Raw genomic sequence first — 23,338 nt, forward strand, 5'->3', positions numbered from 1 at the left:
GCTAACCGCTACATGGGCAGCCCCTACGGGCGAAAAGCCACAGAAGCGATTACAGGCAGCCTGGCGAACGGTCAGGCGGGAGTCGCTGCGCGACAGCACGCCTGAACATTCGCCAGGAAAGCAAAAGCGCGTTGTGGGCTGAAGCGTCCGGTAAGGCCTCGCATAATGAATATCACCGGTTAGATCGTTGGCGCTGAGCGTGCGCTGTCTCCGGACAAGGTTCCGAGCAGTAAGGCGATCATTGCAGCACGTCCAAGACGGTCAGTCTGGATATGTCGACGTAGTCTTCATGCTTGCAGTCATCCCACCTCAAGAGCAAAGAGCTCTCGATGCCGTCCGCAGCGGAACCGATATGCACGCCAACAACCTTCGCTTCATACACAATGGACTCGTCGACCAAGCCACGCTCGTCGTCATAGCAAGCCTGAAGCTGCTCCCCAAGTCGAACCCGATGGCCTAGCAAAACAGAGGGATCAGCAGAGAAAAAAGCGCCTTTCCAGCATGATATTTTTTCAAGTTGAACCGCTTTTGGGGCCAAAGCGTCAAAGCCTTGAACCTGAGCGTTCTGAGTAGCCTGCGTAACATGTAAAGCAGCCATTCGATCACCTCCGATCGTGTTGGTTAGCCCGCCCAGGGAGCGGCAACTCCCTGGGTAGGCATCTAGCCCTTATGGGCTGGATTCATGAGCATCGAGCGTGCCCGTACCCACTCGCTACGCTCGTACGGCCCGGTCTCGCTCAATGCCTGTAAGTCAGAAGAGCGGCAACTCCCCTGCCCTCAAAAAAGCTTCTGAGTCCTAACGGCCTCAACCATGAAGCGCTTGATTTCGCGACTTAGCGTCGAGCCCCTCGCTTTACACAGGCGCTCAAATTCTTGCTTGATCAGCGAATTAATCCGGAAGTTAATCCGATCATCCTGCGTGTCACTCAGGGTTGAAAGCACCTTGCTGACACGCTCTTGACTGGCACGAAGCTCGTGCATGGCTCGGCTTTCAGCGCTCTCAGGATCGAAGCCAAGCTGCTTTCTAAGGTCGCGAATGGCGGCCATACCTTGATCTTGTGGGTCTCCATCACGACTCATACGAACTCCAAACGCGTAAATTGGCTCGATCATAGCTGCATGTTTTGTACGTACACAATGGGTGACGCGCAAGAAAATGGAAGAATATGCCTCAAGCCCTTGCTACGCAAGGCTTTGAGGCATAAAAATCCCTCTCAGAAATTCTCACCATGAGACAAGAGTCCACCATTAGAGATGGTGGACCCGGCTTCGCCGGCCAACAGCCAAAGCAGCCCCCTTTCGGGGGACCAAGGCACCGGCGCTGCCGCACATTCGTGCTCTGCTTGGTAGGGGTTCCCCCTCGCGCTTCGCGCTACCCCAACCGAGAAACGCTGATCCAGCTCCGCAGCTAGAAGCCCCGCTCCGCGGACATTCGTCCGCTACTCGGCCAAGGGCTAGCCCTTGCGCCCTTCGGGCTATCCCCCTCCGACCTTACGGAAATTGCCTCCGGGACCCACCACCGAATAAACCTGTCGGGGGCCTACCGTTGCGGAAAAGCGGGTTGGACAGTGAAGGGGGTGGTCAGAGATCGAGGACACGCCGCGCGATTGCCTGGAGTTCAGCAACCAGCTGGTCGAGCTGGGCCGACTCGGCATCGAGCTGGGCAACCCTGGCAGTAAGCCGGCGCAGATCCGCGACCACATCCGGGAATCGTTCCAGGACGTAGCAAACGGCGTCGAGCTCGTGACGGGTCGGGGCGTAAAGCTGGGCGGATTCGACCAGGTGGGCGGGGATTTCGAGTTTTACAGATCGCGGCATGTTCGCTGCAAGATCGAGGAAGTTTGTCAGGCTTCGGATAATCACGATTATGGCTAAATTCCGCCGTGATCGTGAATTTTCACGGCGAAATTCACCATAATCGCGCCATTATGCGAAGCATCCTTAACATAATACGACGACGGCTCTGCCGCCGCGCTGGATTTCGGCGGCGACGGCCAGGGCGACCGCAACAGCATCTGGAGCCTGGCGGCCAAGTACCGCGTCGGCGCCCATGCCTTCATCCTCGCCCACCAGCGCAACAGCGGCGATGCCGGTTTCGCCTACGACTACGGCGACGGCGGCGCGAGCATCTACCTGGCCAACTCCTACTACTCGGACTTCAACCGCAAGGACGAGCGCTCCTGGCAGGCCAGCTACGAGCTTGACTTCAGCAGTTACGGCGTTGCGGGGCTGCGCTACAAGCTCGCCTACGTGCGCGGCGACAATATCGACACCGGCGTCGACAACCAGGGCACCGAGCGCGAGCTGTTCAATCAGGTCAGCTACACCGTGCAGAGTGGTGCGGCCAAGGATCTGTCCCTGCGCCTGCGCAACTCCATCTACCGCTCCAGCACCGATGTCGGCCCGGATCTCAACGAGATTCGCGCCTTCGTCGAGTATCCGCTGAGCATTCTCTGAGCGGCGCCCCGCCCCGGTCTCGGATGGCCGGGGCGGGAAACGCGAAGAGAGGAAGGCGCGGTTTAGCGCTGGCCGCCGATCTGGCGAAAGGCGTTGAGCAGGGCCTGGCTCAGGTCGACCGAGGAAAACTTGGTGAGCACCGCGTTGGCGCCCACCGACCTGGCCTTCTCGGTGTTCATGGTGCTGTCCAGCGAGGTGTGCAGCAGCACGTAGGTGTCGGCGATCTCGGCACTGCGGCGGATTTCCCGCACCAGGTTGTAGCCGTCCATCTCCGGCATCTCGATGTCCGACACCAGCAGCTCGAACGGCATGCCGGCCTGGCGATACTCCTGCAGCTGCTGCAGCGCCGCCTGGGCGCTGCGCACCGCGGTGCAGTCCAGGCCCAGCTGGCGCAGCACGTTGAGCGTCTGCTGCAGGGCCACCTGGGAGTCGTCGACGATCAGCACGCGGCGGCCCTGCAGCAGCTGGCCGTCGTCGCCGTCGAGCAACTGCGCCACCGGCGCCTCGTCCAGCGCCGGGGCGATGTCGTGCAACACCTTCTCGATATCGAGGATCTGCACGATGGCGCCGTCGATCTGGGTCACCCCGGTGATAAAGGCGCGACCGCCGGATCCCGCAGGTGGCGGCCGCACGTCGCGGGTCGAGCATTGCACGATGCGCTCGACGCTCTTGACGTGCAGGCCCTGGCGCGAGCGACTCAGCTCGGTGACGATCAGGCAGCCCTCGTCCTCGCTGGAGCCGCCGCGCTCGCCGATGGCGCGGGCCAGGTCGATCACCGTCAGCGCCGAACCGCGCAAGGTGGCGATGCCGCGCACGTTGGGGTGGCGGTTGGGCAGCTTGGTCAGCGGCGGACAGGGGATGATCTCGTTGACCTTGAGCAGGTTGATGCCCAGCAGCCTGCCGCTGTGCAGGCGGAACAACAGCAGCGACAGGGCATCGCCGGTGACGAGGGTCATGAAGGGATCCTTGGACTGAGAACCTGCAGGTTATAGCGACCGGACGGCCGCGGACTTTAATCCGCGGCCAGTTCCAAGGCCACCCGCCCGCGACTCGGGCAGGTTTCCATATAGCGGTGCGCGGCGACGAAATCGTCGAAGGCGAACACCTTGTCGATCACCGGCGTGAGCAAACGATCGGCGGTCATCTGGTTGATGTGTTGCAGCGCGCGCTGCACCGCCTCGGCGTTGGGCTCGATGCCCAGCTCCGGGTGGCCGGTGAAGTCCAGCACGCAGTGCCGGTAGAACTGCAGGTGCTTCTTGAACGCGGCGCAGGCCGGAAACGCGGTGTCGTTGCCGCCGTTGACCCCGTAGAGGATCAGCTTGCCGCGCGGCGCGGCGATGTCGCCGAGCAGCTTCATCTGCGGCCCGGCGCACTGGTCGAGGATGACCTCGACGCCCTTGCCTTCGGTGTAGCGCTCGACTTCCAGCACCAGGTCCTGTTCCTCGGTGACCACCACCTTGTCGGCGCCCAGGCCGCGCAGGAACTCGCGGTCGTCGGCCGAGCCGGTGGCGGCGATGACCTTGGCGCCGAGGGCCTTGGCCAGTTGCACGGTCTGCGGCGCCATGCAGTGGCTGGCCTCGGTGATCAGCACGTGCTGGCCGGGCTTGAGCTGGGCCAGGTCGACCAGGGCGAAATAGCCGAACAGCAGTGCGGTGTAATGCACGCTGGCAGCCACCGGGCCGAGCACCTCGGGATAGCGGGTCAGCGCGTAGCGCGGCATCAGCACCAGATCGCCCCAGGTCGGGTAGCGATTCGGCGTGCTGGCGGGAAAACCGGCCACGGCCGTGCCGAGCGGAAAGTCGTCGACGCCCTCGCCCACTGCAGCCACCGTACCGGCCAGTTCGAAGCCCATGCCGGCCGGCAACTGCGCCTGCTCGGCAGCCAGATTCTGCCGCCACAGCACGTCCTTCCAGCCCAGGCCCACGGCCTGCACGCGCACCAGCACCTCGCCGGGGCCCGGCACAGGAGTGGGTACTTCCTCGTACTGGAGTACCTCGGCATCGCCGAATTTATGGAAACGGATCATGCGGGACATCGCTATACCTCGAGCTCCGATCACGGATTAACACTGCATTGCCTGTGGACTCTATCCGCAGATCGCCGCTGGCACCACCCGCCGGCATCGATAGTGCCCATGCCTGGCAGTGATTCAACGGCGTGCCGGACGCCTTTCAATCTCGCCCGGACTGCCCGTACTATGGCGCGGCAAGGCTCTCATTTGCCACGCCGTACTGACAAGGCCCGCTCTCTCGGATGGTAACCGGATGAACCGCAACGACCTGCGCCGCCTCGACCTCAACCTGCTGATCGTCTTCGAGACGCTGATGCACGAGCGCAGCGTGACCCGCGCCGCGGAAAAGCTGTTCCTCGGCCAGCCGGCGATCAGCGCCGCCCTCGCCCGCCTGCGCAGTCTGTTTGACGACCCGCTGTTCGTCCGTACCGGGCGCAGCATGGAGCCGACCCCGCGCGCCCAGGAAATCTTCGCCCTGCTCGCCCCGGCGCTGGACTCGATCTCCACCGCGGTCAGCCGCGCCGCCGACTTCGATCCCGCCACCAGCAAGGCGGTGTTTCGCATCGGCCTGTCCGACGACGTCGAGTTCGCCCTGCTGCCTGCCCTGCTCCGCCGCCTGCGCGCCGAAGCGCCGGGGGTGGTGTTGGTGGTGCGACGCACCAACTATCTATTGATGCCGGGCCTGCTGGCCTCCGGCGAGATCTCGGTGGGTGTCGCCTACACCGACGACTTGCCGGCCAACGCCAAGCGCAAGGTGCTGCGCCGCAGCAAGGCGCGCCTGCTGCGCGCCGACTCGGTGCCCGGGGCACTTAGCCTGGACGACTACTGTGCACGGCCGCACGCGCTGGTGTCCTTCGCCGGCGACCTCACCGGCTTCATCGACGACGAACTGGCCAAGTTCGGACGCCAACGCCATGTGGTGCTGGCCGTACCACAGTTCAACGGCCTCGGCACGCTGCTCGCCGGCACTGACATAGTCGCCAGCGTGCCGGACTACACCGCCGCCGCGCTCACCGCCGCCGGCGGTCTGCGCGCCGAGGAACTGCCGCTCGAGACCCAGTCCTTCGAGCTGCACATGGCCTGGCGCGGTGCCCAGGACAACGACCCGGCCGAACGCTGGCTGCGTTCGCGCATCCAGATGTTCTGCGGCGATCCGGACAGCCTGTAAGCGCTCCCTGCCGCTCGCAGCATTTCATGCGGGCGTGAGTGGCAGGCTCAGGGCATTATAGTTTTCGACGCGAACCACCAATTTCTTATCGAATTCCACTATTGGTTAGGGAAACGCTGAAATAGTCGTCATTCCCGCGCAGGCGGGCATCCAGAACCTCCGTAGTCCCTGGGCTCCCGCCTTCGCGGGAGTGACGGTAAATGGCTTTTCCAGAATTTCCTTAGCGTTCTTACGCATCACGGATTATCGTTTTCGTGAGCCATCACAGTTCTGTTATCACTTTTTCATTCCGGTTAGAGGATTCATCCATGCAGGTCGGCTTCAAGGCACTCGCCGAACGCTACGGTATCGCGCCGGTACAGCCCCTGCGTGTCGAGTCGTTGATCGGCAGCACACGGATGAGCCGCGAGAGCGGTGGCCATATAGAGAACAAGTACCCGGCCAGCTACCAGCCGCTGGACAGCTTTGCCGGCCATTTCGAGTTCGGTTTGAAGTACGAAGAGATTCACCTGGAATTCTTCGCCCGCCTGTTTGCCGCTGTCGGCCCCGAGCCCATCGAAACCTGGTGCCGGCAATCGCCCTTTGGCCAGTATGCCCGCCGCACCGGGTTCTTCTATGAGTGGCTGACCGGGCAGCGCCTGGATGTGCCGGATGTCACCAATGGCGGCTATGTCGATGCGATCTCGGCGCAGCAGTACCTGACCCGGGTCGAGCCGCTGCGCGCGCGGCGCTGGCGCATAAACGACAATCTGCCCGGCGTAGCGCAGCTCTGCCCGCTGATCCGCCGTACCGAGACGCTGCAGCAAGCGCTGCAGTTCGACCTGGACGCGGCGCTGCGCGAACTGAACCAGACCTTTGGCGCGGACATCCTGCTGCGCACGGCCACCTGGCTGACGTTCAAGGAATCGCGGGCGAGCTTTCTGATCGAGAAAGAGGCAGACCAGGCCGACAGGATCCAGCGTTTCGCCCAGGTGATCGCCAGGCATTGCGGACATATCGAGGACCCGCTGGGTAGCCAGAGCCTGCAGCGATTGCAGGCGGGCATTCTCGGCAGCGAGGCTTTCGGCCTGGGTTTGCGGCGTTCGCCGGTCTTCGTCGGCCAGGCGACCATGCGCGAGGACATCGTGCATTACATCGCCCCGCCCTTCGAGCAGCTGGCGCAACTACTCGAAGGGCTGAAAGCGTTCGAGCTGGCAACCCGCGGCGCCGAACCGCTGGCCCGGGCCGCAGCCATCGCCTTCGCCTTCGTCTATATCCACCCCATGCGCGATGGCAATGGCCGGCTCCACCGCTTTCTGATCAATGACGTGCTGATCCGCGACAGGGCGCTGCCTGACGGCGTGATCCTGCCCGTATCGGCCACCATCACCAGCTCGATCGACTTCCGCGCACGCTACGACCGCACGCTGGAGGTGTTTTCGCGCCCGTTCATGCAGCGCTACGCCGCCGCCTACCGCTTTGGCGAGCTCAAGGCCTACGAGGACGGCACCCAGAGCAACCTGGTGTTCGAGGACTACGACGACGCGCTGTTCGCCTGGCGCTATCCCGACCTGAGCGAACAGGTCCTGTATACCGCACAGGTCATCGAACACACTGTCCGCACCGAGATGGCGCAGGAAGCGCGGGTACTGGTCATTTTCCAGCGCGCCCAGGAGCGGCTCAAAGAGGTGCTGGAAATGCCGGATCAGGACGCCAACCGCATCATTCGCTCGCTCAAGGAGAACGGCTGGCAGCTGTCCGGCAAGCTGAAGAAAACCTACCCGCAACTGGAGGATATTCAGCGTGCGCAGCGGCTCGTGGAAGCCGTGCGCTCGGCCTTCGAAGAGCCGCCAGAGCAGCCAGGCGAAGCGTGAGCGCTGCAGACCTCACGGGCCATTGCCACGGCTGAATCGGCGGCCTGAAGCATTGCAATGAGCTGCCAATCATCATTAGCGCTGATATTCAACTTCGCGGCATTCGATTCGTCCTCGCTAAGCCCCCGCAGCAGACTCCGCCCATTCACAAATCCGACTGGCGGAGTCAGCCATGGAACAGCCCCACAAGAACATCTGGATTTTCCCCCTGGCGCTCGCCGCCGCCCTGGTGCTCAGCGCCTGCGGCCAGGCGCCGGACGCCATGCCGCAAATGCCGGCGCCCAAGGTCAGCGTGGCCGAGGTGATCGAGCAACCGATCAACGAGTGGGACGAGTTCACCGGCCGCCTGGAGGCGCCGCAGTCGGTCGAGGTGCGCCCGCGGGTGTCCGGCTATATCGACAAGGTGGCCTTCGCCGAAGGCGGCCTGGTGAACAAAGGCGACCTGCTGTTCCAGATCGACCCGCGCCCCTTCCAGGCCGAGGTCAAGCGCCTCGAGGCCCAGTTGCAACAGGCTCGCGCCGGCCTGACCCGAGCCAACAGCGAAGCCCGTCGCGGCGAGCGCCTACGGCAGAGCAACGCCATCTCCGCCGAATTAGCCGACGCCCGCGCCAGCGCCGCCGCCGAGGCCCAGGCGCAGGTCGCGGCGATCCAGGCGCAGCTGGACAACGCCCGCCTCAACCTCGATTTCACCCGCATCACTGCGCCCATCGACGGTCGCGTCAGCCGCGCCGAGATCACCGAAGGCAATCTGGTCGGCGCCGGCGAGAGCCTGCTGACCTCGGTGGTCTCCACCGACAAGGTCTACGCCTACTTCGACGCCGACGAGCGGGTGTTCCTCAAGTACCTCGAGCTGGCCCGCCAGGCCGGCGCCGACGCCCGCGGCGCCAGCCCGGTGTACCTCGGTCTGTCCAGCGAAGACGGCCATCCGCACCTGGGTCAGCTGGACTTTCTCGACAACCAGGTCAACCCGCGCACCGGCACCATCCGTGGCCGCGCGGTGTTCGACAACACCGATGGGCGCTTCACCCCGGGCCTCTACGCCCGGCTGAAACTGGTCGGCAGTGCGGCCTACCCCGCCGCGCTGATCAAGGACGAGGCAGTCGGCACCGACCTGGGCAAGAAGTTCGTCCTGGTGCTCGGCGAGGACAACGCCGTGGCCTACCGCGCCATCGAACTGGGGCCGAAGCTGGAGGGCCTGCGCATCGTCCGCAGCGGCCTGGCCAAGGGCGAGAAGATCGTGGTGGGCGGCCTGCAGCGGGCCATGCCCGGCGCCACCGTCGATCCGCAGGCGGTGCCCATGGCCGATCCCGCGACCCTGGCCCAGCTGGCGCAGATGCGCCAGGCCGTGGATGGCACTCAGGCCCCGCGCCTGGCCAGCAAGAGCAACGCCGCGGCAACCCCGCGCAGCTGATAACGCCTTGGTGCGCACGGCGCACCCTACCCGCTCGTAGGGTGCGTCGTGCGCACCAATGCCCGAGGACAGTCCCATGAATTTCTCGCAATTCTTCGTGCTGCGGCCGATCTTCGCCGCGGTGCTGTCGCTGATCATCCTGATCGGCGGCGCCATCTCGCTGTTCCAGTTGCCGATCAGCGAATACCCGGAGGTGGTGCCGCCGACGGTGGTGGTACGCGCCAACTTCCCCGGCGCCAACCCCAAGGTGATCGGCGAGACCGTCGCCTCGCCTCTGGAGCAGGCGATCACCGGCGTGGAAGGCATGCTCTATATGTCGTCGCAGTCCACCGCCGACGGCAAGCTGACCCTGACCATCACCTTCGCCCTCGGCACCGATCTGGACAACGCCCAGGTGCAGGTGCAGAACCGCGTGACCCGCACCATGCCGACCCTGCCCACCGAGGTGCAGCGCCTCGGCGTGACCGTCGACAAGGCCTCGCCGGACCTGACCATGGTGGTGCACCTGACCTCGCCGGACGACCGCTACGACATGCTCTACCTGTCCAACTACGCCGCACTCAACGTCAAGGACGAGCTGGCGCGGCTGGACGGCGTCGGCGACGTGCAGCTGTTCGGCCTGGGCAACTACTCGCTGCGGGTGTGGCTCGACCCGAACCAGGTGGCCTCGCGCAATCTCACCGCCACCGACGTGGTCAATGCGATTCGCGAGCAGAACCGCCAGGTGGCGGCCGGCTCGCTCGGCGCGCCGCCCTCGGATGCCGGTAACAGCTTCCAGCTGTCGATCAACACCCAGGGCCGCCTGGTCGACGAGGAGGAGTTCGAGAACATCATCGTCCGCGCCGGCGAAGACGGCGAGATCACCCGCCTCAAGGACATCGCCCGTATCGAACTGGGTTCCAGCCAGTACGCCCTGCGCTCGCTGCTCAACAACAAACCGGCGGTAGCCATCCCGGTGTTCCAGCGCCCCGGTTCCAACGCCATCGAGATCTCCGATGCGGTGCGGGCACGCATGGCCGAGCTCAAGCAGAGTTTCCCCCAGGGCGTGGACTACGAGATCGTCTACGACCCGACCATCTTCGTGCGCGGCTCCATCGAGGCGGTGGTGCACACCCTGCTCGAGGCCATCGTCCTGGTGGTGCTGGTGGTGGTGCTGTTCCTGCAGACCTGGCGCGCCTCGATCATCCCGCTGGCCGCCGTGCCGGTGTCCTTGATCGGGACCTTCGCCGTGATGCACATGTTCGGCTTCTCGCTCAACGCCCTGTCGCTGTTCGGCCTGGTGCTGGCCATCGGCATCGTGGTCGACGATGCCATAGTCGTGGTGGAAAACGTCGAGCGTAATATCGGCCTGGGCAAGACCCCGGTCGAGGCGACCAAACAAGCCATGAAGGAAGTCACCGGGCCCATCGTCGCCACCGCCCTGGTGCTGTGCGCGGTGTTCGTGCCGACCGCCTTTATCTCCGGCCTGTCCGGGCAGTTCTACCAGCAGTTCGCGCTGACCATCGCCATCTCCACGGTGATCAGCGCGTTCAACTCGCTGACCCTGTCCCCTGCCCTGGCCGCCGCCCTGCTGAGGAGCCATGACGCGCCCAAGGACGGTTTCTCGCGCCTGCTCGACAAGCTGTTCGGCGCCTGGCTGTTCACCCCCTTCAACCGCTTCTTCGACCGCGCCAGCCACGGCTATGTCGGCACCGTGCAGCGCGTGCTGCGCACCAGCGGCGTGGCCATGTTCCTCTATGCCGGTTTGCTGGTGCTGGGCTACATGGGCTTCTCCAGCACACCGACCGGTTTCGTGCCGCAGCAGGACAAGCAGTACCTGGTGGCCTTCGCCCAGCTGCCCGACGCCGCCACCCTGGACCGCACCGAAGCGGTGATCAAGCGCATGTCGGAGATCGCCGGCAAGCACCCGGGGGTGGAGAACACCGTGGCCTTCCCCGGTCTGTCGATCAACGGCTTCACCAACAGCCCGAACAGCGGCATCGTGTTCACCCCGCTCAGGCCGTTCGACGAGCGCAGTGATCCGTCGATGTCCGCCAACGCCATCGCCGCCGAGCTGAACGCCCAGTTCGCCGAGATCCAGGACGCCTATATCGCCATCTTCCCGCCGCCGCCGGTGCAGGGCCTCGGCACCATCGGCGGCTTCCGCCTGCAGATCCAGGACCGCGGCAGCCTCGGCTACGAGGAGCTGTACGCGCAGACCCAGAACATCCTGGCCAAGGCGCGCGCGCTGCCGGAGCTCAACCCCATGTCGGTGTTCACCAGCTACCAGGTCAACGTGCCGCAGATCGATGCCAATATCGACCGCGAGAAGGCCAAGACCCACGGCGTGGCCATCAGCGACATCTTCGACACCATGCAGGTGTACCTGGGCTCGCTGTACGCCAACGACTTCAACCGCTTCGGCCGCACCTACCAGGTCAACGTCCAGGCAGACCAGCTGTTCCGCCTGGAACCCGAGCAGATCGGCCAGCTCAAGGTGCGCAACAACCGCGGGGAAATGGTGCCGCTGTCCACCTTCGTCAAGGTGGACAACAGCTCGGGCCCCGACCGGGTGATGCACTACAACGGCTTCCTCACCGCCGAGATCAACGGTGCGGCGGCGCCCGGCTACAGCTCCGGCCAGGCCGAGGCGGCCATCGCCAAGCTGCTGAAGGAAGAACTGCCCAACGGCATGACCTTCGAGTGGACCGAGCTGACCTATCAGCAGATCCTCGCCGGCAACAGCGCGATCTTCATCTTCCCGCTCTGCGTGCTGCTGGCCTTCCTGGTGCTGGCCGCCCAGTACGAGAGCTGGAGCCTGCCGCTGGCGGTGATCCTGATCGTGCCGACGGTGCTGTTCTCCGCCATCACCGGGGTGATCCTGGCCGGCGGCGACAACAACATCTTCACCCAGATCGGCCTGATCGTACTGGTGGGCCTGGCGTGCAAAAACGCCATCCTCATCGTCGAGTTCGCCAAGGAGAAACAGGAGGAAGGCCTGGATCGCATCAGTGCGGTGCTGGAAGCCTGCCGCCTGCGTCTGCGGCCGATCCTGATGACCTCGATCGCCTTCATCATGGGCGTGGTACCGCTGGTGCTGTCCTCTGGCGCCGGCGCCGAGATGCGCCATGCCATGGGCGTGGCGGTGTTTAGCGGGATGATCGGCGTGACCTTCTTCGGTCTGCTGCTGACCCCGGTGTTCTACGTGCTGATCCGCGCCTTCGTCGAGAAACGCCAGGCGCGCAAGGCCCAAGCCGCTGCCCACGAGGTGCACGCATGAAGCGCGTTGCCAATGCCCTGAAGATCAGCCTGCTGGCCCTGGCGCTCAGCGCCTGCGCGGTCGGCCCGGATTACCGCGCGCCGCAGACCGAAGCGGCGCGCGTCACCGCGCTGGAGGCCGGCGACTACGACCGCACCCGTTTCGAGGCCGCCTGGTGGCACCAGTTCGACGACCCGACGCTGAACCGCCTGGTGCAGCGCTCGCTGGCGGACAACCGCGAGCTGCGCGTGGCCTTCAGCCGCCTGCGCGCGGCGCGGGCGATCCGCGACGACGTCGCCAACGACCGCCTGCCCACCGTCACCAGCCGCGCCAGCGGCGAGCTCGGCAAGGCCCAGCAGCCGCCCACCAGCGAGGAGCGTATCCGCCAGGAACGCTACGACCTGGGCCTGGACATGGCCTGGGAGCTGGACCTGTTCGGCCGAATCCAGCGCCAGCTGGAGGCCAGCGAGGCGCAGATCGAGGTGGCCGAGGCCGACTACTACCAGTTGCAGGTCAGCCTGATCGCCGAGCTGGTGGATGCCTACGGCAGCCTGCGCGGCGCGCAACTCAGGGAGCGGATTGCCCGCGACAACCTGAAGAACCAGCAGGACTCGCGGGCCATCACCGAGCAGCTGCGCGACGCCGGCGTCGGCAGCGAACTGGACGTACTGCGCGCCGATGCGCGCCTGGCCGCCACCGAGGCCAGCCTGCCGCAACTGCAGGCCGAGCAGGTGCGCGCGCGCAACCGCATCGCCACCCTGCTCGGCCAGCGCCCGGAACAACTGGAGGTGGACCTGTCCGCCCGGCCGCTACCGGCCATCGCCAAGGCCCTGCCGATTGGCGATCCGGCCGAGCTGCTGCGCCGCCGCCCCGACGTCCAGGCCGCCGAACGCCAGCTAGCCGCAGCCACGGCGCAGATCGGCGTGGCCACCGCGGATTTGTTCCCGCGGGTCAGCCTGTCCGGTTTCCTCGGCTTTACCGCCGGTAGAGGTTCGCAATTGGGTTCCTCGGCCGCGCGCGCCTGGGGCGTGGCGCCGAGCATCAGCTGGGCGGCGTTCGATCTGGGCAGCGTGCGCGCCCGCCTGCGCGGCGCCGAGGCCGACGCCGACGGCGCCCTGGCGCAGTACGAGCAGCAGGTGCTGCTGGCCCTGGAGGAATCGGAGAACGCCTTCAGCGACTACGGCAAGCGTCAGCAGCGGCTGATCTCGCTGCTGCGCCAGGCCGAGGCCAGCCGCTCCGCCGCCGAACAGGCGGCGATCCGCTACCGCGAAGGCACGGTGGATTTCCTCGTGCTGCTGGACGCCGAACGCGAACGCCTGGCTGCCGAGGACGCCCAGGCGCTGGCCGAGGTCGAGCTGTACAGCGGCATAGTCGCCATCTACAAGGCGCTCGGCGGCGGCTGGCAGCCGCAGGCCTGAGCCTCTCCTGTTCTCCCGACCGGCAATCGCCAGTCGCTCCGGCCCCAGGGTGTTGGCTCCTTACCCTGGGGCTTTTTTTGTGGTTATGCCCCGCTGGCCAACCGCGCCGCAGGAGCCGATGGAGGCAGGCCCAAATCCCGATGGCAATGCCGCCATTACATCCGGGCCATGCACTGATCGGGCGCCGGCTTTCTGGTAGACTCGCCAGTTTTTCAGGCTTCACTCGCAGACTCCCATGCAAGCACCTAGCACCCAACGCGTGATCGTCGGCATGTCCGGCGGCGTCGACTCGTCCGTTTCCGCCCTGCTGCTGCTGGAGCAGGGTTATCAGGTCGAAGGCCTGTTCATGAAGAACTGGGACGAAGACGACGGCACCGAATACTGCACCGCCATGGATGACCTGGCCGACGCCCAGGCCGTATGCGAGCGCATCGGCATCAAGCTGCATACCGCCAACTTCGCCGCGGAATACTGGGACAACGTGTTCGAACACTTCCTCGCCGAATACCAGGCCGGGCGCACGCCAAATCCGGACATCCTGTGCAACCGCGAGATCAAGTTCAAAGCCTTCCTCGACTACGCCCTGTCGCTCGGCGCCGATCTGATCGCCACCGGCCACTATGTGCGCCGCCGCGACATCGACGGCCGTACCGAACTGCTCAAGGGCCTGGACCCGAACAAGGACCAGAGCTACTTCCTGCATGCGGTCGGCGGCGAGCAGATCGCCAAGACCCTGTTCCCGGTCGGCGAGCTGGAAAAGCCGCAGGTGCGCGCCATCGCCGAGAAGTACGAGCTGGCCACGGCGAAGAAGAAGGACTCCACCGGCATCTGCTTTATCGGCGAGCGCCGCTTCAGCGACTTCCTCAAGCAGTACCTGCCGGCGCAGCCGGGCGATATCGAGACCACCGAGGGCCAGGTCATCGGCCGTCATCACGGTCTGATGTACCACACCATCGGCCAGCGCCAGGGCCTCGGTATCGGTGGCCTCAAGGACGCCGGCGACGATCCCTGGTACGTGCTGCGCAAGGATCTCGCGCGCAATGTGCTGATCGTCGGCCAGGGTAACGAACACCCCTGGCTGTTCTCCCGCGCCCTGCTCGCCTCGGACATCTACTGGGTCAACCCAGTGGACCTGAGCACTCCGCGCCGCCTCACGGCCAAGGTGCGCTACCGCCAGAGCGACCAGGCCTGCACCCTGGAGAAGACCGAGAACGGCTATCGCGCCGTGTTCGACGAGCCGCAGCGCGCTGTTACCCCGGGCCAATCCGTGGTGTTCTACGACGGCGAGGTGTGCCTCGGCGGCGGCGTGATCGAAACCGCAGAAGCCTGGTACGAGGACGCCCGATGAGCCCGATGCAGGAACAGCTGGTCGCCCTCGGCGCGGTATTCGAAGCCGCCGTACTGGCCGACAAGATCGCCCGCACCGGCCAGGTCAGCGAGGCGTCGATGAGCTGCATGCTCGGCAGCCTGCTGGTGCGCGATCCGAAGAGTACGCTCGACGTTTACGGTGGCGACGACCTCAACCTGCGCGATGGCTATCGCGCGCTGGTCAGCTCGCTGGAGCGCAACCCCGCGGCGCTGCAGCGCGAGCCGCTGCGCTACGCCCTGGCCCTGCTCGGCCTGGAGCGCCAGCTGGACAAGCGCGACGACATGCTGCAGGTGATGGGCAGCCGCCTGGATCAGATCCAGCAGCAAGTCGAGCACTTCGGCCTGGTCCACGACAACGTCATCGCCGCCTGCGGCGGGCTGTACCAAGACACCATCAGCACCTTCCGCCAGCGCATCCAGGTGCACGGCGACATGCGTTTTCTGCAGCAACCGAGTAACGCGGCGAAGATCCGCGCCCTGCTGCTCGCCGGCATCCGCTCGGCGCGTCTGTGGCGCCAGCTCGGCGGTCACCGCTGGCAGCTGGTGTTCAGCCGCGGCAAGCTGCTCAAGGAACTCTACCAACTGATGCGCAGCTGACCGCCATGGGCGCCCCGAGCCGCAGCGTCAAACCGTTGCAGGGCGCCCTGCTGCTGGCCCTGTCGGCGCTGCTGTTCGCCCTGACCGGCGTCGGCATTCGGGAGATATCCAGCAGCGTTAATAACGAGTCGGTGGTGTTCTTCCGCAACCTGGTCGGCGTGCTGTTCTTCCTGCCGCTGCTGCTGGTGCGCGGGGTACGCCCGTTGCGCACGACCCGGCTGAAATCGCACCTGTGGCGCACCACCTACGGCCTGGCAGCGATGTACTGCTTCTTCTACGCCATCGCCCACCTGCCGCTGGCCGACGCCATGCTGTTCACCTACTCGGCGCCGGTGTTCACCCCGCTGATCGCCCATTTCTGGCTCAAGGAGCCGCTGACCCGGCGCATGCTGCTCACCAGCCTGATCGGCCTGGTCGGCGTGCTGCTGGTGGCCAAGCCCAGCGCGGCGCTGTTCGAGGGGCCGGCACTGGTCGGCCTGGCCGCCAGCCTGCTGGCCGCCTTCGCCTTCGTCTCCATTCGCGAGATGAGCGACAGCGAGCCGGCGACGCGCATCGTCTTCTACTTCTCGCTGTTCAGCGCGCTGTTCTCTGCCATTCCGCTGAGCTGGAGCTGGCAGCCGCTGGACGCCAACCAGCTCGGCTGGCTGCTGGGCATCGGCCTGCTGGCCACCGCCAGCCAGATCATCATGTCGCGCGCCTATGGCCTGGCGCCGCCGGGGCTGATCGGCCCCATCGCCTACCTGGCCATCGTCTTCGCCGGAGTGATCGCCTGGCTGCTGTGGGGCGAGATGCCGGACCGCCTGTCGCTGCTCGGCGCCGCGCTGATCTTCGCCGCCAGCCTGCTGTCGGTCGCCCGGCGCAACGTATAGGCGGTCAGCCGGACGTTTTCATGTATGATATGCGCCCTTTTCGTCAGCCCGACTGCCCGAGAACGCCCCTATGCAGCTTTCCTCGCTCACCGCGGTTTCCCCCGTCGACGGCCGCTACGCCGGCAAAACCAGCGCCCTGCGCCCCATCTTCAGCGAATACGGCCTGATCCGTAGCCGCGTGCTGGTCGAAGTGCGCTGGCTGCAGCGCCTGGCCGCCCACGAAGGCATCGCCGAAGTCGCGCCCTTCTCCGCCGAAGCCAACGCCCTGCTCAACCAGCTGGCGGAGAACTTCGCCGTCGAGCACGCCGAGCGCGTCAAGGAAATCGAGCGCACTACCAACCACGACGTCAAGGCGGTGGAATACCTGCTCAAGGAGCAGGCCGCCAAGCTGCCGGAACTGGACAAGGTCAGCGAGTTCATCCACTTCGCCTGCACCAGCGAGGACATCAACAACCTGTCCCACGCCCTGATGCTGCGCGAAGGCCGCGACAGCGTGCTGCTGCCGCTGATGCAGCAGATCGCCGACGCCATCCGTGAACTGGCGGTGAAGTTCGCCGAGGTGCCGATGCTGTCGCGCACCCACGGCCAGCCGGCCTCGCCGACCACCCTGGGCAAGGAGCTGGCCAACGTGGTCTACCGCCTGGAGCGGCAGATCGCCCAGGTCGCTGCGGTGCCGCTGCTGGGCAAGATCAACGGCGCCGTGGGCAACTACAACGCCCACCTGTCCGCCTACCCGGCCATCGACTGGGAAGCCAACGCCCGCCAGTTCATCGAAGGCGACCTGGGCCTGACCTTCAACCCCTACACCACCCAGATCGAGCCGCACGACTACATCGCCGAGCTGTTCGACGCCATCGCCCGCTTCAACACCATCCTCATCGACTTCGACCGCGACGTCTGGGGCTACATCTCCCTCGGTTACTTCAAGCAGAAGACCGTGGCCGGCGAAATCGGCTCCTCGACCATGCCGCACAAGGTCAACCCGATCGACTTCGAGAACTCCGAAGGCAATCTGGGCATCGCCAACGCGATCTTCCAGCACCTGGCCAGCAAGCTGCCGATCTCCCGCTGGCAGCGCGACCTGACCGACTCCACCGTGCTGCGCAACCTCGGCGTCGGCTTCGCCCACAGCGTGATCGCCTACGAGGCCAGCCTCAAGGGAATCAGCAAGTTGGAGCTCAATGCTCAGAAAATTGCTGAAGACCTGGACGCCTGCTGGGAGGTGCTCGCCGAGCCGATCCAGACCGTGATGCGCCGCTACGCCATCGACAATCCCTACGAGAAGCTCAAGGAGCTGACCCGCGGCAAGGGCATCAGCCCCGAGGCGCTGCTGGCCTTCATCGACGGCCTGGACATGCCGGCCGAGGCCAAGGCCGAGCTCAAGCAACTGACCCCGGCCCGCTACATCGGCAACGCGGTGGCCCAGGCCCAGCGCATCTGATCCGCACCAGCCTCGAGGACGCCCGGCTGAGCCGGGCGTTTTTGTTTTAAGGTTTTTATCTATTTCAAGGGCTTACTGATGAATCCTGATACTCCGCTGCAATTGCTGGGTGGCCTCACAGCCCGTGAATTCCTGCGCGACTACTGGCAGAAGAAACCGCTGCTGGTGCGCCAGGCCGTGCCCGGCTTCGAGAGCCCGATCAGCCCGGACGAGCTGGCCGGCCTGGCGCTGGAGGAAGAAGTCGAGTCGCGCCTGGTGATCGAGCACGGCGAACGCCCCTGGGAACTGCAACGCGGTCCCTTCGCCGAGGACAGCTTCGAGAACCTGCCCGAGCGCGACTGGACCCTGCTGGTGCAGGCGGTCGACCAGTTCGTCCCGGAAGTGGCCGAACTGCTGGAGGACTTCAAGTTCCTGCCCAAGTGGCGCATCGACGACCTGATGATCAGCTTCGCCGCCCCCGGTGGCGGCGTCGGCCCGCATTTCGACAACTACGACGTATTCCTGCTGCAGGGTTACGGTCATCGCCGCTGGCAGATCGGCCAGATGTGCGACTCCGAAAGCCCGCTGCTGCCCCACGCCGATCTGAAGATCCTGGCCGAATTCGAACCAACCGATGAATGGGTGCTGGCGCCCGGCGACATGCTCTACCTGCCGCCGCGCCTCGCCCACTGTGGCACCGCCGAGGACGATTGCATGACTTATTCCGTGGGTTTCCGCGCGCCGAGCGCCGCCGAAGTTCTGACCCATTTCACCGATTTTCTCGGCCAGTTCCTCCCCGATGAGGAGCGTTACAGCGACGCCGACATCCAGCCGAGCGAGGACCCGACGCAGATCCAGCGCGACGCCCTGGAGCGCCTCAAGGCCCTGCTCAACGAGCACATGAGCGACGAGCGCCTGCTGATGACCTGGTTCGGCCAGTTCATGACCGAGCCCAAGTACCCGGAGCTGGTCGCCGGCATCGAGATCGCCGAAGAGGAATTTCTCGGCAGCCTGGAAGACGGCGCCGTGATCATCCGCAACCCCAGCGCGCGCATGGCCTGGTCGGAAGTCGGCGAGGATCTGGTGCTGTTCGCCAGCGGCCAGAGCCGCCTGGTGTCGGCGCGCCTGCGCGAGCTGCTCAAGCTGATCTGCAGCGCCGATGCGTTACATATCGATAACCTTGGCGCCTGGCTGGCCGACGACGAGGGGCGTACCCTGCTCTGGGAACTGGTCAAGCAAGGTAGTCTGGGGTTCGCCGATGAGTGAGATCCGAGTTCGCGTCGCGGACTGGCACAAGGACAACGCCGAGCTGCGGCGTATCCGTGAAAGCGTGTTCGTCGCCGAACAGGCGGTGCCGCCGGAACTGGAATGGGACGCCGAAGACGCCGAGGCGGTGCACTTTCTCGCCGAGGAAGGCGACTACGCCGTGGGCACCGCCCGCCTACTGCCGGACGGCCATATCGGCCGCGTCTCGGTACTCAAGGACTGGCGCGGCCTCAAGGTCGGCGAGGCGCTGATGCAGGCGGTGATCGCCGAAGCCGAACAACGCGGCCTGGATCGGCAGATGCTCAGCGCCCAGGTGCACGCCACGCCGTTCTATGAAAGGCTAGGCTTCGAGATAGTCAGCGGCGAGTACCTCGACGCCGGCATCCCGCATGTGGATATGGTGCGCACCCGCCAGTAGAGGCTGCAATGGACGACCAAGACGCCCCGCTCGAGACGAGCGATACCCCGCAGCCGGCCGAGCTCGCGGCTATCGAGTTCGAATCGCCGGGGCGTTTTGCCGTGCACAACCCCGAGCCGGCGACGGCGGACGCCGCGCAATGGGAGCCGGCGCCCTTCGTCCTCGGCGCTCACGAGCGCCTGGAGCGCTTCAGTCAGCCACAGCAGGCGCGTGCCCATGTGCTGGCGCTGATCCAGCAGGCGCAGCGCAGCCTGTGCCTGTACAGCGACGACCTGGAACCCTGGCTCTACCATCACGGCAGCGTGCAGCAGGCCTGCACCCGCTTCCTCCTGGCCAGTCCGCGCGCGCGCCTGCGCATCCTCGTGCGCGACCCGACCCGCGCGGTCAAGGAGGGGCATCGCCTGCTCGGCCTGTCGCGGCGCTTGTCCTCCAACCTGCATATCCGCAAACTCAACCCGGATTATCCCAGTGAAGAACTGGCCTACCTGATCGCCGACGACCAGGGCCTGCTGCTGCGCCCCGAGCTCGGCCAGCAGGCCGGCTACGCCCTGTACCGCGACCCGGCGCGGGTGCGCCAGCGCCAGGCGCAGTTCGACCAGGCCTGGGATACCAGCATCAGCGATCCCGACCTGCGGAGTTTCCTGCTATGACCCTGCGTGCCCTGCTCGCCGCCCTGCTGCTCGGCCTGTGCCTGCCGCTGCAGGCGGCCACCGAGGTGATCCCGCTCAACTACCGCACCGCCGACGAGGTGATCGGCGTGGTGCAGTCGGTGCTGGGCAACGAGGGCCGGGTCAGCCCCTACGGCAACCAGCTGATCGTCAACGCCTCGCCGGCCAAGATCGACGAGGTGCGCCAGTTGCTGGAGCAGCTCGACACCCGCCCGCGACGCCTGCTGATCAGCGTGGAGAGCAGCGACAGCAACTACCAGAGCGACCGCGGTTACCGGGTCGACGGCAGCCTCAGCGCCGGCGATGCCGAGGTGCAGGTCGGCCGCGGCGAAGTGAAGGGTCGCGACCAGGTGCGTATCATTCGCCGCAGCACCGACAGCCGTGGCGGCGGCACCCAGCAGGTGCAGGCCACCGAGGGCTATCCGGCGCTGATCCAGGTCGGCCAGAGCGTGCCGCTGACCACCACCAGCACCGGCCCCTACGGCCAGGTCTACCAGGACACCCAGTACCGCGACGTGACCCGCGGCTTCTACGTCACCGCTACCCTGTCCGGCGAGCTGGTGCACGTCAGCATCAGCAGCCAGCGCGACCGCCTCAACGCCCACCGCCCCGGGGTGATCGACGTGCAGAGCACCGACACCCGGGTCAGCGGCCGCCTCGGCGAATGGATCACCCTCGGCGGGGTCAACGAAGACACCGCCTCCAGCAGCCGCGACATCCTCCAGCGACGCACCACCCAGGGCCGCGAAGACATGACCCTGCGCCTGAAGGTCGAAGCCCTCGACTGACCCCGACCAAAGTCGCAGCCCTTCGCCGCTTTCGACCAATGGACAGCCCCCGCAATCCTGCGCAACGCTGGAAACGCCCGCACCAGAGGGTTTCCGCCATGACCGGCCGGTCGTCTTGAGAATATGTAGTAGTCTAAAAAAACCACTACAAAACGTTTGACGAAGCTTTGGCCGAGAGGCATGATGGCCTCGCTCCCGCTAGCCAGGGGTCCTGAAAAGGATCTCCAGATCGCCAACGAAGCACTTCGTAGCGATCCGTGTCCCAACAGCCCACAAGGCCGTACGACGAGGTTGCGACTGGAACGAAGTTGTCCTGAGGGACGGGGAAGCGTTTAGCGTCAGACAGATCGAAAGATGCAGCAGGTGCCCAAGGTTTCCACGAGCCGGCCGGCCCAGCAACGCTAATCGAACTGTTCGCCACATCCCCCCTCCTCGCGGTCAATCCTCGCCCCAGCCGTTTTCTCGCCGTCATGCGGAAGCCTCCCGCAGCCACTGCATCCGTGCACGCATTGCGAGGGTAGTCGGTGCTCAACCAACACATTTTTTGAAGGATTGACCATGTCCGCATATCAAAACGACATCAAGGCTGTAGCCGCTCTGAAAGAGAAGTTCGGCAGCAGCTGGAGCGCTATCAACCCCGAGTCCGTCGCCCGTATGCGCGCTCAGAACCGCTTCAAGACCGGTCTGGAAATCGCTCAGTACACCGCTGACATCATGCGCAAGGACATGGAAGAGTACGACGCCGACTCCTCCGTCTACACCCAGTCGCTGGGCTGCTGGCACGGCTTCATCGGTCAGCAGAAGCTGATCTCGATCAAGAAGCACCTGAAGACCACCAACAAGCGCTACCTCTACCTGTCCGGCTGGATGGTTGCCGCCCTGCGCTCCGACTTCGGCCCGCTGCCGGACCAGTCGATGCACGAGAAGACCGCCGTTTCCGATCTGATCGAAGAGCTGTACACCTTCCTGCGTCAGGCCGACAGCCGCGAACTGGACCTGCTGTTCACCGCGCTGGACGCCGCTCGCGAAGCTGGCGATCAGGCCAAGGCAGCTGAAATCCAGAACCAGATCGACAACTTCGAGACCCACATCGTCCCGATCATCGCCGACATCGACGCTGGCTTCGGTAACCCGGAAGCCACCTACCTGCTGGCCAAGCGCATGATCGAAGCCGGTGCCTGCTGCATCCAGATCGAGAACCAGGTTTCCGACGAGAAGCAGTGCGGCCACCAGGACGGTAAAGTGACCGTTCCGCACGCCGACTTCCTCGCCAAGATCGCTGCCGTTCGCTACGCCTTCCTCGAGCTGGGCATCGACAACGGCGTGATCGTCGCACGTACCGACTCCCTGGGCGCCGGCCTGACCAAGCAGATCGCCGTGACCAAAGAGCCGGGTGACCTGGGCGACCTGTACAACAGCTTCCTCGATTGCGAAGAAGTAGCCGCCTCCGACCTGGGCAACGGCGATGTCGTGATCAACCGCGGTGGCAAGCTGCTGCGTCCGAAGCGTCTGCCTTCCAACCTGTTCCAGTTCCGTGCTGGCACTGGCGAAGACCGCTGCGTACTGGACTGCATCACCAGCCTGCAGAACGGCGCCGACCTGCTGTGGATCGAGACCGAGAAGCCGCACGTTGGCCAGATCAAGGCCATGGTTGACCGCATCCGCGAAGTCATCCCGAACGCCAAGCTGGTTTACAACAACAGCCCGTCCTTCAACTGGACCCTGAACTTCCGTCAGCAGGTGTTCGACGCCATGGTTGCCGAAGGCAAGGACGTTTCCGCCTACGACCGCGCCAAGCTGATGAGCGTCGAGTACGACGAGACCGAACTGGCCCAGGTTGCCGACGAGAAGATCCGTACCTTCCAGCGCGACGGTTCGGCCCACGCCGGCATCTTCCACCACCTGATCACCCTGCCGACCTACCACACTGCCGCACTGTCCACCGACAACCTGGCCAAGGGCTACTTCGCCGACCAGGGCATGCTGGCCTACGTGAAGGGCGTGCAGCGTCAGGAACTGCGTCAGGGTATCGCCTGCGTCAAGCACCAGAACATGGCTGGCTCCGACATCGGCGACAACCACAAGGAGTACTTCGCTGGCGAAGCCGCTCTGAAGGCGAGCGGCAAAGACAACACCATGAACCAGTTCCACTAAGAAGGGTTCCCTGCTGCGGACCACGCATCCGCAGCAGCCTGTTTGCCTAATCCGCCCCGGCTCTGCCGGGGCTTTTTTCATCTCCCACCTTCGGCACTTTTTCCGCGGCTCTTGTAGGGTGCGCCATGCGCACCAGCTGTTTCCAGCGGCCTCGGTGCGCACAGCGCACCCAACGGAAAGCCCAACCGCGCAGTTTTGTGCAACAGCGCACAGCCGCTGTCACTTTCCCGTCGT

At 65.2% G+C, this 23,338-nt stretch carries 19 protein-coding genes and 1 pseudogene; 15 read left to right on the top strand and 5 right to left on the bottom strand.

All coding sequences use genetic code 11. From position 1 onward, the window contains the following. Positions 1–238 precede the first annotated feature (238 nt). The 3 genes from ACIGKL_RS16645 to ACIGKL_RS16655 all read right to left on the bottom strand — a co-directional run bounded on the left by ACIGKL_RS16645 (position 239) and on the right by ACIGKL_RS16655 (position 1,863). Positions 239–598, bottom strand: coding sequence for a hypothetical protein (locus ACIGKL_RS16645; RefSeq protein WP_397487590.1), 360 nt, complete (start codon positions 596–598; stop codon positions 239–241). Between the two features lie 179 nt (positions 599–777). After that, on the bottom strand, positions 778–1,080 hold the full coding sequence (locus tag ACIGKL_RS16650; protein WP_397487591.1) for a hypothetical protein: 303 nt from the start codon (positions 1,078–1,080) through the stop codon (positions 778–780). Positions 1,081–1,581: 501 nt separating this feature from the next. Next, a complete protein-coding gene (locus tag ACIGKL_RS16655) occupies positions 1,582–1,863 on the bottom strand; it encodes a hypothetical protein (protein ID WP_397487592.1) in 282 nt (93 codons plus the stop codon). An 87-nt stretch (positions 1,864–1,950) separates the two neighbouring features. On the opposite strand from ACIGKL_RS16655, the pseudogene ACIGKL_RS16660 reads away from it, so the two are divergent. Next, positions 1,951–2,457: pseudogene (locus ACIGKL_RS16660) on the top strand (OprD family outer membrane porin); the annotation flags it as partial. 62 nt (positions 2,458–2,519) lie between these two features. Here ACIGKL_RS16660 and ACIGKL_RS16665 read toward each other — a convergent pair. Both ACIGKL_RS16665 and ACIGKL_RS16670 read right to left on the bottom strand, forming a co-directional pair. Further along, a complete protein-coding gene (locus ACIGKL_RS16665) occupies positions 2,520–3,413 on the bottom strand; it encodes a chemotaxis protein CheV (protein ID WP_397487593.1) in 894 nt (297 codons plus the stop codon). A gap of 56 nt (positions 3,414–3,469) precedes the next feature. Next, on the bottom strand, positions 3,470–4,492 hold the full coding sequence (locus ACIGKL_RS16670; protein WP_397487594.1) for a zinc-dependent alcohol dehydrogenase family protein: 1,023 nt from the start codon (positions 4,490–4,492) through the stop codon (positions 3,470–3,472). 229 nt (positions 4,493–4,721) lie between these two features. Between ACIGKL_RS16670 and ACIGKL_RS16675 the strand changes: the two genes are divergently transcribed. The 14 genes from ACIGKL_RS16675 (at position 4,722) to ACIGKL_RS16740 (ending at position 23,104) form a co-directional block, all read left to right on the top strand. Then, positions 4,722–5,636, top strand: coding sequence for a LysR substrate-binding domain-containing protein (locus tag ACIGKL_RS16675; protein ID WP_397487595.1), 915 nt, complete (start codon positions 4,722–4,724; stop codon positions 5,634–5,636). Positions 5,637–5,944: 308 nt separating this feature from the next. Next, positions 5,945–7,489 (top strand): Fic family protein, encoded by a 1,545-nt coding sequence (locus tag ACIGKL_RS16680; RefSeq protein WP_397487596.1) that lies wholly within the window; start codon positions 5,945–5,947, stop codon positions 7,487–7,489. Between the two features lie 172 nt (positions 7,490–7,661). Further along, complete coding sequence (gene mexE, locus ACIGKL_RS16685; protein WP_397487597.1) at positions 7,662–8,900, top strand: multidrug efflux RND transporter periplasmic adaptor subunit MexE; 1,239 nt, start codon at positions 7,662–7,664, stop codon at positions 8,898–8,900. A gap of 76 nt (positions 8,901–8,976) precedes the next feature. Next, on the top strand, positions 8,977–12,159 hold the full coding sequence (locus ACIGKL_RS16690; RefSeq protein ID WP_397487598.1) for an efflux RND transporter permease subunit: 3,183 nt from the start codon (positions 8,977–8,979) through the stop codon (positions 12,157–12,159). Beyond that, positions 12,156–13,556, top strand: coding sequence for an efflux transporter outer membrane subunit (locus ACIGKL_RS16695; protein WP_397487599.1), 1,401 nt, complete (start codon positions 12,156–12,158; stop codon positions 13,554–13,556). Before ACIGKL_RS16690 ends, ACIGKL_RS16695 begins: the two co-directional genes overlap by 4 nt. A gap of 235 nt (positions 13,557–13,791) precedes the next feature. Further along, positions 13,792–14,904: a tRNA 2-thiouridine(34) synthase MnmA gene (gene mnmA, locus ACIGKL_RS16700; protein ID WP_397487600.1), complete on the top strand. Its 1,113-nt coding sequence runs from the start codon at positions 13,792–13,794 to the stop codon at positions 14,902–14,904. Next, complete coding sequence (gene hflD, locus ACIGKL_RS16705; RefSeq protein WP_397487601.1) at positions 14,901–15,521, top strand: high frequency lysogenization protein HflD; 621 nt, start codon at positions 14,901–14,903, stop codon at positions 15,519–15,521. Before mnmA ends, hflD begins: the two co-directional genes overlap by 4 nt. A 5-nt stretch (positions 15,522–15,526) precedes the next feature. After that, positions 15,527–16,390: a DMT family transporter gene (locus ACIGKL_RS16710; protein ID WP_397487602.1), complete on the top strand. Its 864-nt coding sequence runs from the start codon at positions 15,527–15,529 to the stop codon at positions 16,388–16,390. A gap of 70 nt (positions 16,391–16,460) precedes the next feature. Further along, the gene (gene purB, locus ACIGKL_RS16715) at positions 16,461–17,831 is read left to right on the top strand and encodes an adenylosuccinate lyase (protein ID WP_397487603.1); all 1,371 of its coding nucleotides are present in this window, start codon (positions 16,461–16,463) and stop codon (positions 17,829–17,831) included. Between the two features lie 78 nt (positions 17,832–17,909). Continuing rightward, entirely contained in the window at positions 17,910–19,076 is a 1,167-nt protein-coding gene (locus ACIGKL_RS16720) for a JmjC domain-containing protein (protein WP_397487604.1), read from the top strand. After that, positions 19,069–19,494, top strand: coding sequence for a GNAT family N-acetyltransferase (locus tag ACIGKL_RS16725; RefSeq protein ID WP_397487605.1), 426 nt, complete (start codon positions 19,069–19,071; stop codon positions 19,492–19,494). Before ACIGKL_RS16720 ends, ACIGKL_RS16725 begins: the two co-directional genes overlap by 8 nt. A gap of 8 nt (positions 19,495–19,502) precedes the next feature. Continuing rightward, entirely contained in the window at positions 19,503–20,144 is a 642-nt protein-coding gene (locus tag ACIGKL_RS16730) for a histone acetyltransferase HPA2 (protein ID WP_397487606.1), read from the top strand. Next, positions 20,141–20,950, top strand: a complete 810-nt coding sequence (locus ACIGKL_RS16735; protein ID WP_397487607.1) for a secretin N-terminal domain-containing protein — start codon at positions 20,141–20,143, stop codon at positions 20,948–20,950. The genes ACIGKL_RS16730 and ACIGKL_RS16735 overlap by 4 nt, the downstream gene beginning before the upstream one ends. 558 nt (positions 20,951–21,508) lie before the next feature. After that, entirely contained in the window at positions 21,509–23,104 is a 1,596-nt protein-coding gene (locus tag ACIGKL_RS16740; protein ID WP_397487608.1) for an isocitrate lyase, read from the top strand. Positions 23,105–23,338: the final 234 nt, after the last annotated feature.

It is taken from the genome of Pseudomonas sp. NPDC077186 (genome assembly GCF_044543505.1).
Taxonomy (GTDB): Bacteria; Pseudomonadota; Gammaproteobacteria; order Pseudomonadales; family Pseudomonadaceae; genus Aquipseudomonas.

What these genes read in the sequence shown, in the direction of transcription:
- hflD (WP_397487601.1), top strand. Translation starts at nt 14,901, where the DNA reads ATGAGCCCGATGCAGGAACAGCTGGTCGCCCTCGGCGCGGTATTCGAA.
- ACIGKL_RS16710 (WP_397487602.1), top strand. Translation starts at nt 15,527, where the DNA reads ATGGGCGCCCCGAGCCGCAGCGTCAAACCGTTGCAGGGCGCCCTGCTG.
- ACIGKL_RS16725 (WP_397487605.1), top strand. Translation starts at nt 19,069, where the DNA reads ATGAGTGAGATCCGAGTTCGCGTCGCGGACTGGCACAAGGACAACGCC.
- ACIGKL_RS16665 (WP_397487593.1), bottom strand. Translation starts at nt 3,413, where the DNA reads ATGACCCTCGTCACCGGCGATGCCCTGTCGCTGCTGTTGTTCCGCCTG.
- ACIGKL_RS16645 (WP_397487590.1), bottom strand. Translation starts at nt 598, where the DNA reads ATGGCTGCTTTACATGTTACGCAGGCTACTCAGAACGCTCAGGTTCAA.
- ACIGKL_RS16680 (WP_397487596.1), top strand. Translation starts at nt 5,945, where the DNA reads ATGCAGGTCGGCTTCAAGGCACTCGCCGAACGCTACGGTATCGCGCCG.
- mnmA (WP_397487600.1), top strand. Translation starts at nt 13,792, where the DNA reads ATGCAAGCACCTAGCACCCAACGCGTGATCGTCGGCATGTCCGGCGGC.
- ACIGKL_RS16720 (WP_397487604.1), top strand. Translation starts at nt 17,910, where the DNA reads ATGAATCCTGATACTCCGCTGCAATTGCTGGGTGGCCTCACAGCCCGT.
- ACIGKL_RS16695 (WP_397487599.1), top strand. Translation starts at nt 12,156, where the DNA reads ATGAAGCGCGTTGCCAATGCCCTGAAGATCAGCCTGCTGGCCCTGGCG.
- mexE (WP_397487597.1), top strand. Translation starts at nt 7,662, where the DNA reads ATGGAACAGCCCCACAAGAACATCTGGATTTTCCCCCTGGCGCTCGCC.
- ACIGKL_RS16650 (WP_397487591.1), bottom strand. Translation starts at nt 1,080, where the DNA reads ATGAGTCGTGATGGAGACCCACAAGATCAAGGTATGGCCGCCATTCGC.
- ACIGKL_RS16730 (WP_397487606.1), top strand. Translation starts at nt 19,503, where the DNA reads ATGGACGACCAAGACGCCCCGCTCGAGACGAGCGATACCCCGCAGCCG.
- ACIGKL_RS16740 (WP_397487608.1), top strand. Translation starts at nt 21,509, where the DNA reads ATGTCCGCATATCAAAACGACATCAAGGCTGTAGCCGCTCTGAAAGAG.
- ACIGKL_RS16670 (WP_397487594.1), bottom strand. Translation starts at nt 4,492, where the DNA reads ATGTCCCGCATGATCCGTTTCCATAAATTCGGCGATGCCGAGGTACTC.
- ACIGKL_RS16735 (WP_397487607.1), top strand. Translation starts at nt 20,141, where the DNA reads ATGACCCTGCGTGCCCTGCTCGCCGCCCTGCTGCTCGGCCTGTGCCTG.
- purB (WP_397487603.1), top strand. Translation starts at nt 16,461, where the DNA reads ATGCAGCTTTCCTCGCTCACCGCGGTTTCCCCCGTCGACGGCCGCTAC.
- ACIGKL_RS16690 (WP_397487598.1), top strand. Translation starts at nt 8,977, where the DNA reads ATGAATTTCTCGCAATTCTTCGTGCTGCGGCCGATCTTCGCCGCGGTG.
- ACIGKL_RS16675 (WP_397487595.1), top strand. Translation starts at nt 4,722, where the DNA reads ATGAACCGCAACGACCTGCGCCGCCTCGACCTCAACCTGCTGATCGTC.